The following is an 8119-nucleotide window of genomic DNA, read 5'->3' on the forward strand; positions in this document are numbered from 1 at the left end:
GGCCGTCGGCCCGCTCAGCGCGGAGCGACCGCGACCGCTGCCTTACGGCTCTCCAGCACCTGGTCGACCAGGCCGTAGTCCTTGGCCTGGGCGGCGGTGAGGATCTTGTCGCGCTCGATGTCGTCGCGGACCTGCTCCACCGTTCGGCCGGAGTGAGCCGCCAGCGTGTCCTCGAGCCACTCGCGCATGCGGATCAGCTCGTTGGCGTGAATCTCGATGTCGGACGCCTGGGCGTAGCCGCCACCCTCCATCGCCGGCTGGTGGATCAGCACGCGCGCGTTCGGCAGGGCCAGGCGCTTGCCCGGCTGGCCGGCCGCGAGCAGCACCGCGGCGGCGGAGGCCGCCTGGCCGAGGCACACGGTCTGCACCTGCGGCTTGATGAACATCATCGTGTCGTACAGCGCCGTCATGGCCGTGAACGAACCACCGGGCGAGTTGATGTACAGGATGATGTCGCGGTCCGGGTCCTGGCTCTCCAGGACCAGGAGCTGGGCCATCACGTCGTCCGCGGACGCGTCGTCGACCTGGACACCCAGGAAGATGATGCGGTCCTCGAACAGCTTGGTGTACGGGTCCTGCCGCTTGAAGCCGTAGGCCGTGCGCTCCTCGAACTGGGGCAGCACGTAACGGCTGGACGGGGCGGCCCCGCCGGAGAACGGCAGGCCGTAGCCGCTCCCGGGACGGGCGTAGTTGCCGGCAAGGCGCTGCGCGGCGGCGACGAACTGGGCTTCAGGGCTCACGGTGTCTCCTCGGAAGATCTGGGTGTGTCTGCGATCCGGTACCGGTCAGGAACCCGTGCCGCCGCCGCCCGCGACCGACGAGGCGTTGGTGACGACGTGGTCGATGAACCCGTACTCGAGGGCCTCCGGCGCCGTGAACCAGCTGTCCCGGTCGTTGTCCTTGAGGATCTTCTCGAGCGGCTGCCCGGTCTGCTCGGCCGTCAGCTGGGCGAGCACCTGCTTCATGTGCATGATGAGCTGCGCGTTGATGCGCACGTCGGTCGCCGTACCGCCGATGCCGCCCGAGGGCTGGTGCATCATGACGCGGGCGTGGGGCGTGGCGTACCGCTTGCCCTTGGCGCCGGACGACAGCAGGAACTGCCCCATCGACGCCGCCATGCCCATCGCCACGGTCGCGACGTCGGGCTGGATGTACTGCATGGTGTCGTAGATCGCCATGCCCGCCGTGATGGACCCACCCGGCGAGTTGATGTACAGGTAGATGTCCTTGTCGGGGTCCTCGGCCGCGAGGAGCATCATCTGCGCGCAGATGGCGTTGGCGTTCTCGTCACGCACCTCCGACCCGAGCCAGATGATGCGCTCCTTGAGGAGCCGGTTGTAGATGGAGTCGTTGAGTCCGAAGGCAGGCCCATCGGCCCGCGCCACCGGCCCGGCGTCCATCCGCAGCAGATCGTTCACGTCCATCTCCTCGGTTCAGGCTCGTTCAGTCTTTGTGTTTCGCTCGACCCTAACGTGCAGGGCCCTGCCGGAACTCCCTGGTGCACCTGCTTTTCGCCGACAGCGCATCGGCGCTGCCCTGCGCGAAAAACAGCGGACGCCCGCCCTCCGGAGAAGGCGGGCGTCCGGCTGTCAGACAGGGCGCTCAGGCCTTGGCGGACTCCGCCTCAGCGGCGTCCGAGGCCTCGGCGACGGCGGCCTCGAGGGCCTCCGCGGCCTTGTCGTCCTCGTCCGAGCCGATGAACTCGCTCAGGTCGACGACGTTGCCGTCGGCGTCCTTCACGTCGACCTGGCGCAGCGCGACGGCCAGGGCCTTGGAGCGCGCGACCTCGCCGACCATGGCCGGGATCTGGCCGTTCTGGTCCAGGGTCGAGATGAACTCGCCCGGCTCCATGCCGTACTGGCGGGAGGCGCTCACCAGGTACTCGATGAGCTCGCCCTGGGCCACCTTGACCTCGAGCTTCTCGGCCAGGGTGTCCAGGAGGATCTGGTTCTGCACGGCCTTGGTGGCGTCGACGGTCACCTCGGCGCGGTGCTCGTCGTCCTCGAGGCGGCCCTCGGACTCGAGGTGACGGTGCACCTCGGCCTCGACCACGCCCGACGGGACGGGGATCTCGACGGAGGAGAGGAGCTTCTCCAGGAGCGCGTCCCGGGCCAGGACGGCCTGGTTCGACGTCTTGGCGGAGGCCACCTGCGCGCGCAGGTCGTCCTTCAGCTCGGCCAGCGTGTCGAACTCCGAGGCGAGCTGGGCGAAGTCGTCGTCCGCCTCGGGCAGGTCACGCTGCTTGACCGAGGTGGCCGTGACGGTGACGTCCGCGTCCTTGCCCTCGTGCTCGCCCCCGGCCAGGGGCGCGCTGAACGTGGTGGTCTCGCCGGCCGACAGGCCGGTCAGCGCCTCGTCCAGACCCTCGAGCATGTTGCCCGAGCCGATCTGGTAGGAGACGCCGGACACGGAGTCGACCTCCTCGTCGCCGATGACGGCCTTGAGGTCGATGACGACGTAGTCGCCCTCGGCGGCCGGACGGTCGACGCCGACCAGCGTGCCGAAGCGCTCACGCAGCGCCTCGAGGCGCTCGTTCACGTCGTCCTCGGTCACGGCGGTGGAGTCCACGGCCACGTCGAGACCCGCGAGCTCGGGGATCTCGATCTCCGGGCGCACCTCGACCTCGGCCGTGAACTTCAGCTGGCCCTCGCCGGCCTTCGCCGGGATCTCCGTGACCTCGACCTGGGGCTGGCCGAGCGGGCGCAGGCTCGCCTCGGACGCGGCCTGGCGGTAGAAGCCCGACAGCCCGTCGTTCACGGCGTGCTCGATGATGGCGCCCCAGCCGACACGCTGCTCGACGATGCGCGGCGGGACCTTGCCCTTGCGGAAGCCGGGGACGTTCACCTGCTCCGCGATGTGCTTGTAGGCGTGGTCGATGCTCGGCTTGAGCTCGTCGTACTCCACCTCGACGGTCAGCTTGACCTTGGTGGGGTCCAGGGTCTCGACGGCGCTCTTCACTTCGATGGTCTCCAGAATGGTCGGTGGTGCGCACGCTTCGTGGCAGTAGCGGCGTGGGCCGGGATCACCGGTGCGGCGCGGATGTGGGTGCGTACGACAGGCGTACGGGCAACCCGTCCATGGTACGCCCAGCGCCCGGATGCGCCGAACGGTGTCACCAGGCCCAGGTGAACCCGACGATCGCCCGCTCGGTCACGGACAGGAAGCGGTGCGCGGTGAGCTCGTCGTCGAGCTCGATCTCCTCGCGGCTCACCGGGTCACCGTCCAGGTCGTCCCACTCCGCCCACCACACGCGGCCGGGCACGCGGTCGGGGTGGAACTCGACCTGCATGCGCAGGCTCTCCAGCCGCCGGAACACGGCCCGCCGGTACACCGGGGGTGGCGGCTCGGGGTACCGGAACGACGTGACGTACTCCAGGGAGGCCGTCTCCCCCGACGCAAGCGGCCGGCGCAGCAGGATGTCGACGGCGTGGAAGTGCTCGTCGAGCCGGTAGAGGTCGGTCGCGGTGCCACCGCGCAGCACCTGGATCTCCACGTCCGTGGTGTCGAACCGGAAGAGGTAACGGTCCGTGCCGTCGACGAGCGCCTCGATGACCTGGCTCGTGCGGTGGTCCAGGGGGATGCCGTCGGCGCCGACCCGGTGCGTCTCGTGCACGGTCACCGACCGGTACCGCTCGATCCCGCTGAGCTCGGGGTTCCCTCGTGGCGCCCGCGCGCTCCCCGCCACGACCCGGCGACGCGGCGACGAACCGAGGAGCAGCGCCCACAGCTTCTCGGTCTCGTGCTGGGCGAAGCCGAACGCCTCCACGAACCACGTCAGCGTCTGCGTGCTGAGGACGTCGCCCCGCAGGGCGCGGGAGACGCGATCCTTGAGGGAGTCCTCCGAGATCTCGAGGCCTTCGGCCCACACGACCGGCGCCAGCACGCGGCACACCGCCCGGTGGTTGATCTCCGTGCCGCGCAGCCTGGTGGCCCGCGACTGCCAGAGGCGACGGTACGGGCCGGGCTGCGTGAGCAGCTCCTCGAGGTACCGCGCAGCCTTGTGCGCCCCGTCCGGCAAACCGTCCTCCCCCCACGACCGATCGTGCGAACCGTGCACCAACCGGTCCGTGCGACCGCCGTGCGACATAGCGACCGTAGCGTTGGCCATCACCATAGGTGAAACCACGCGCGCGAGGTACCTCGCTATCGCCGGGTGTGGTATCGATCAGGGGATGGTGGCGCCGTGCAGCAGACCGACACCGGAGCACGCTCGCGCACCGTGACGGTCGGGGTCGTCGCCCGCGACCTGGTCACCGCCGCCCGGGCTGCCGCCGTCCTGGGCACCGAGCAGCGGCTCGACGTGGCGGGCACCGCCACGACGGTGGGGTCGCTGCTGCACCTGACCGGCCCCCTCGAGGCCGTCGCGGTCGAGCTCCCGCCCGCGGCCGACGTCGACGTCCTGCTCCTCGTCGCCTGCCTGCGCGCGACGGGTGCCGCGGTGGTCTGCTTCACCACGGACGACGACGGCACGCACGACGTCGCCTCGCTCGCCCGAGCCGGCGTCCCGGTCGTCACGCTCGACGAGCTCCCGGCGCGGCTTCTGGTCGCCGGCCTCGTCGCCAGGACGGGCCCGGCCGCTACCCGCTGAGCGGCCGGGCCCCGCGAGCAGGTAGCTGTTCCCCGCCTGCAGCGGAGAAGGGGAACGCATGCCTGGTCGAGGCGATTCGGGGAACAGCTACCTGGTCGCCGGCCCCGGGCGGCCAGGTGGAAGAGTTCTCGCCGTGGAGACCTCTCAGACCTCCGACGTCGTCGTCGTCGGACCCGTGTCCTGGAACACCCTCGTCCGCCTGGACCGCCTGCCGGAACCGCGCCCGCACACCGTCTTCGCCCGCGGGACGGTGCGGACCCTGGGCGGCACCAGCGCCGGGAAGGCGCTGCACCTCGCCGGGCTCGGCGTGGCGACGACCCTGGCGACCACCGTCGGGACGGATCCGGAGGCCAGCCTGATCACCGACGCGCTCCGGCGGGCACGCGACGCCGCGCCCGGGCGGCTCACCGTCTCCGCCGAGGAGGTGCCCGGCCCGTCCGAGCAGCACCTCAACCTGATGACCGACGCCGGCGAGCGCGTCTCCGTCTACCTGTCGACGACGGCCGGCGGGCGCGGGCTGCAGCCGGGCGCGCTCGACGGCGCCGCGCACGTCGTGCTGGACCTGAGCCAGGCCGGGCTCGACGCGCTCCCGGCGGCCCGTGCGAGCGGCGCCACGCTCTGGACCGACCTCCACGACTACGACGGCGCGGCCGAGTTCCACCGGCCCTTCGCCGACGCGGCCTCGTTCGTCTTCCTGAACGACGACGGCACGCCGGACCACCGCGCGCTCATGACCTCGCTCCTCGAACGCGGTGCGACGACGGTGGTGTGCACGCTGGGCGCCCGCGGAGCCGTGGCGCTGACGCAGGACGGCTGGTCCGAGTGCCCCGCCGACGCCGCCGACGTGGTGGACACCAACGGGGCCGGCGACGCGTTCTTCGCGGGGTTCCTCGCGGCGCACCTCCGGGGCGAGGGGACGGCGGGCTGTCTGCGGGCGGGTGCGCGCCAGGCGGTGCGGGCGCTGGGCTCGGTCCACCTGAGCCCCCTGCTGGACTGAATCGGTCTGGTCCTGGCCCGCCCGATTGGACCGTGCTACCAGACCGATGCCCTCCTAGCGTGGGAGCACACCCAGACCCCGCGGAGGAACCATGTCCACGACCCCTGCTCCGACAGAACGTCTCGTGCTCGGCACCATGGTGTTCGGCACCCTGGTCGACGAGGCCACGTCGTTCGCGCTCCTCGACCAGTTCGTCGACGCCGGAGGCCGCTGGCTCGACACCGCCGACTGCTACAGCTTCTGGCTCTCGGACACCGGCTACGGCGGGCAGAGCGAGGCCGTGCTCGGCCGGTGGCTGGCCGCCCGGCCCGGCATGCGCGACCGCGTGCTCATCTCCACGAAGTTCGGGGCGGAGCCGGTCGACGCGGCTGACCCGTCGTCGGGCACCGGGCTGAGCCGGGACGCGATCCGGACCCAGCTCGAGGGCAGCCTGCGGCGGCTCGGGACCGACCACGTGGACCTGGCCTGGGCGCACGTCGAGGACCGCGCCGTCCCCGTCGAGGAGACGGCGGACGCCATGGCGGAGCTCGTCGAGGAGGGCCTCGCCCATCGCCTCGGGGCGTCGAACCACCCCGCCTGGCTGGTGGAGCGAGCGCGTCAGCACGCGATCCGCCAGGGCCGCGCGCCGTGGTCGGCGCTGCAGCACTCGTACAGCTACCTGCACCCGCGCCCGTTCGAGCTTCCGGCCGGCCAGGGGCACCGCTTCGGCATGCTGACCGACGAGCACCTGGACCTCGCCGCCGTCGCGGGGCTCGAGACCTGGGCGTACACGCCCCTGCTCAGCGGCGCGTACGACAACCCCGCCAAGGCGATCCCCGACGCCCACGACCACCCCGGCACCACCCGGCGGCTCGCGGCGCTCGACAAGGTGGCCGCCGAGCTCGGCGCGACCCGCGGGCAGGTGGTGCTCGCGTGGCTCGCGGGCTCCACGCCGGCGATCCGGCCCATCCTCGGCGGCAGCAAGCCCGACCAGCTCGCGTCCGCGCTCGACGCCATGCGCCTCGAGCTGCCCGACGACCTCCGGGCGGTGCTGGACGCGGCCTGAGCGCAGATAACCGCTGGCCACGACGCGCGTCACGTCGGGAAGGTGGTGCCATGACCATCACGCGGATCCACCCCGAAGGCCTGCACGCCACCCCCACGTACCACCACGTCACCGTCGTCGAGGCCGGACGGACCGCGCACCTCGCCGGACAGTGCCCGCTCGACGCGGCGGGCACCGTCGTCGGCCCGGGCGACCTCGCGGCGCAGGCCGACCAGGTCGCCGCCAACGCGCTGGCGGCCCTGGCCGCCGTCGGTGCCACGCCCGCGGACGTCGTCCGCTCGGTCGTCTACGTGGTGACCACGGACCGCGCCGACCTGGCGACCGTGTGGGACCGGCTGACCGCGTCGGTCCTGGGCGACGCCTTCACCACCGCGAGCACCCTCCTCGGCGTCACCTGCCTCGGATTCCCCGGACAGCTCGTCGAGGTGGACCTCACAGCGGCGCTGCGCGACTGACGTCACGCGGGCCGACGGCCTACCGTGGGCCACGTGATCACCATCGACGCCGACTCCCCCGTCCCGCCGTTCGAGCAGGTACGCCTGGGCATCGCGCGCCAGGTCGGCGACGGGACCCTCCCCGTCGGGACCCGGCTGCCGACGGTGCGGGCGCTCGCGGCCGAGCTCGGGCTGGCGGTGAACACGGTCGCACGCTCCTACAAGGAGCTCGAGGCCGCCGGCCTCGTGGAGACGCGCGGTCGGCAGGGGACGTTCGTCAGCGCGGCGGGCGACCGGTCCCGCGCGGAGGCGCAGCGGGCCGCGGCGACCTACGCGGCGACCGTCCACGCGCTCGGCCTCGACGCGGACGAGGCGCTGCGGATCGCCGAGGCGGCGCTGCGGCGCTGACACGGTCTTAATGCGTGGAACGACGGGCACGCGGCGGATACCGTCACGGCCGTGTCTGTCGCGCTTCGCACCTTTCGCCCCGCTGACCTCGAGCCCGTGGTGGACCTCTCCCTGCGGGCCTGGGAGCCGGCCTTCCGCGCGTGGCGCTCGATCCTCGGCTCCCGCCTGTACGGCCTCACCTACCCCGACTGGCGGCAGAGCCAGTCGGAGACAGTCCGGACCACCTGCGCCCAGCACGCCGACCGGACGATCGTGGCGGACGCGGGCGGCACGGTCGTCGGGTTCGCCGTCGTCGTCATCGGCACGCCCGACGACGAGGGGACCCTCGCGGGGGCCCTGGAGATGATCGCCGTCGACCCGGACGCGCAACGCCAGGGCGTCGGCCGACGGCTGCTGGACGCCGCCCTGGAGCTGATGCGCGACGCCGGCTGTTCGTACGCCGACGTCTGGACCGGCGGCGACGACGGGCACGCGCCAGCCCGAGCGATGTACGAGGCGAGCGGGTTCACCGCGCTGCCGGTGGTGCACTACTACCGGGAGCTCTGACTCCTCGCCGCCGTGACCGGCAGTTCGTCGGATGATCGGCCGCCCGGGCTGCCCCGGAAACGCCCCACACGCCCGGGCAACGGGGGGGCCCAGCCGGCGGG

Annotated in this window: 10 protein-coding genes; 6 read left to right on the plus strand and 4 right to left on the minus strand. The window is 72.3% G+C overall.

Annotated features, from left to right (window positions below; all coding sequences use genetic code 11):
- Nucleotides 1–14: 14 nt before the first annotated feature.
- From AC060K_RS04720 to AC060K_RS04735, 4 genes are all read right to left on the minus strand, one after another.
- Nucleotides 15–740 (minus strand): ATP-dependent Clp protease proteolytic subunit, encoded by a 726-nt coding sequence (locus tag AC060K_RS04720; RefSeq protein WP_483764300.1) that lies wholly within the window; start codon nt 738–740, stop codon nt 15–17.
- Between the two features lie 45 nt (nt 741–785).
- Nucleotides 786–1424, minus strand: a complete 639-nt coding sequence (locus tag AC060K_RS04725; protein ID WP_483764301.1) for an ATP-dependent Clp protease proteolytic subunit — start codon at nt 1422–1424, stop codon at nt 786–788.
- 178 nt (nt 1425–1602) lie between these two features.
- A complete protein-coding gene (gene tig / locus AC060K_RS04730) occupies nt 1603–2958 on the minus strand; it encodes a trigger factor (protein ID WP_483764302.1) in 1356 nt (451 codons plus the stop codon).
- A 154-nt stretch (nt 2959–3112) separates the two neighbouring features.
- Nucleotides 3113–4018 (minus strand): hypothetical protein, encoded by a 906-nt coding sequence (locus AC060K_RS04735; protein ID WP_483764303.1) that lies wholly within the window; start codon nt 4016–4018, stop codon nt 3113–3115.
- A 165-nt stretch (nt 4019–4183) separates the two neighbouring features.
- On the opposite strand from AC060K_RS04735, the gene AC060K_RS04740 reads away from it, so the two are divergent.
- The 6 genes from AC060K_RS04740 to AC060K_RS04765 all read left to right on the plus strand — a co-directional run bounded on the left by AC060K_RS04740 (nt 4184) and on the right by AC060K_RS04765 (nt 8018).
- Nucleotides 4184–4588, plus strand: a complete 405-nt coding sequence (locus tag AC060K_RS04740; protein ID WP_483764304.1) for a hypothetical protein — start codon at nt 4184–4186, stop codon at nt 4586–4588.
- Between the two features lie 133 nt (nt 4589–4721).
- The gene (locus AC060K_RS04745; protein WP_483764305.1) at nt 4722–5585 is read left to right on the plus strand and encodes a carbohydrate kinase family protein; all 864 of its coding nucleotides are present in this window, start codon (nt 4722–4724) and stop codon (nt 5583–5585) included.
- A 91-nt stretch (nt 5586–5676) separates the two neighbouring features.
- Nucleotides 5677–6630 (plus strand): aldo/keto reductase, encoded by a 954-nt coding sequence (locus AC060K_RS04750; RefSeq protein ID WP_483764306.1) that lies wholly within the window; start codon nt 5677–5679, stop codon nt 6628–6630.
- Between the two features lie 50 nt (nt 6631–6680).
- On the plus strand, nt 6681–7085 hold the full coding sequence (locus AC060K_RS04755) for a RidA family protein (protein ID WP_483764307.1): 405 nt from the start codon (nt 6681–6683) through the stop codon (nt 7083–7085).
- A gap of 33 nt (nt 7086–7118) precedes the next feature.
- Nucleotides 7119–7472 (plus strand): GntR family transcriptional regulator, encoded by a 354-nt coding sequence (locus AC060K_RS04760; RefSeq protein WP_483764308.1) that lies wholly within the window; start codon nt 7119–7121, stop codon nt 7470–7472.
- Between the two features lie 51 nt (nt 7473–7523).
- The gene (locus tag AC060K_RS04765; protein ID WP_483764309.1) at nt 7524–8018 is read left to right on the plus strand and encodes a GNAT family N-acetyltransferase; all 495 of its coding nucleotides are present in this window, start codon (nt 7524–7526) and stop codon (nt 8016–8018) included.
- Nucleotides 8019–8119: the final 101 nt, after the last annotated feature.

Source organism: Antribacter sp. NEAU-D49, assembly GCF_057158775.1.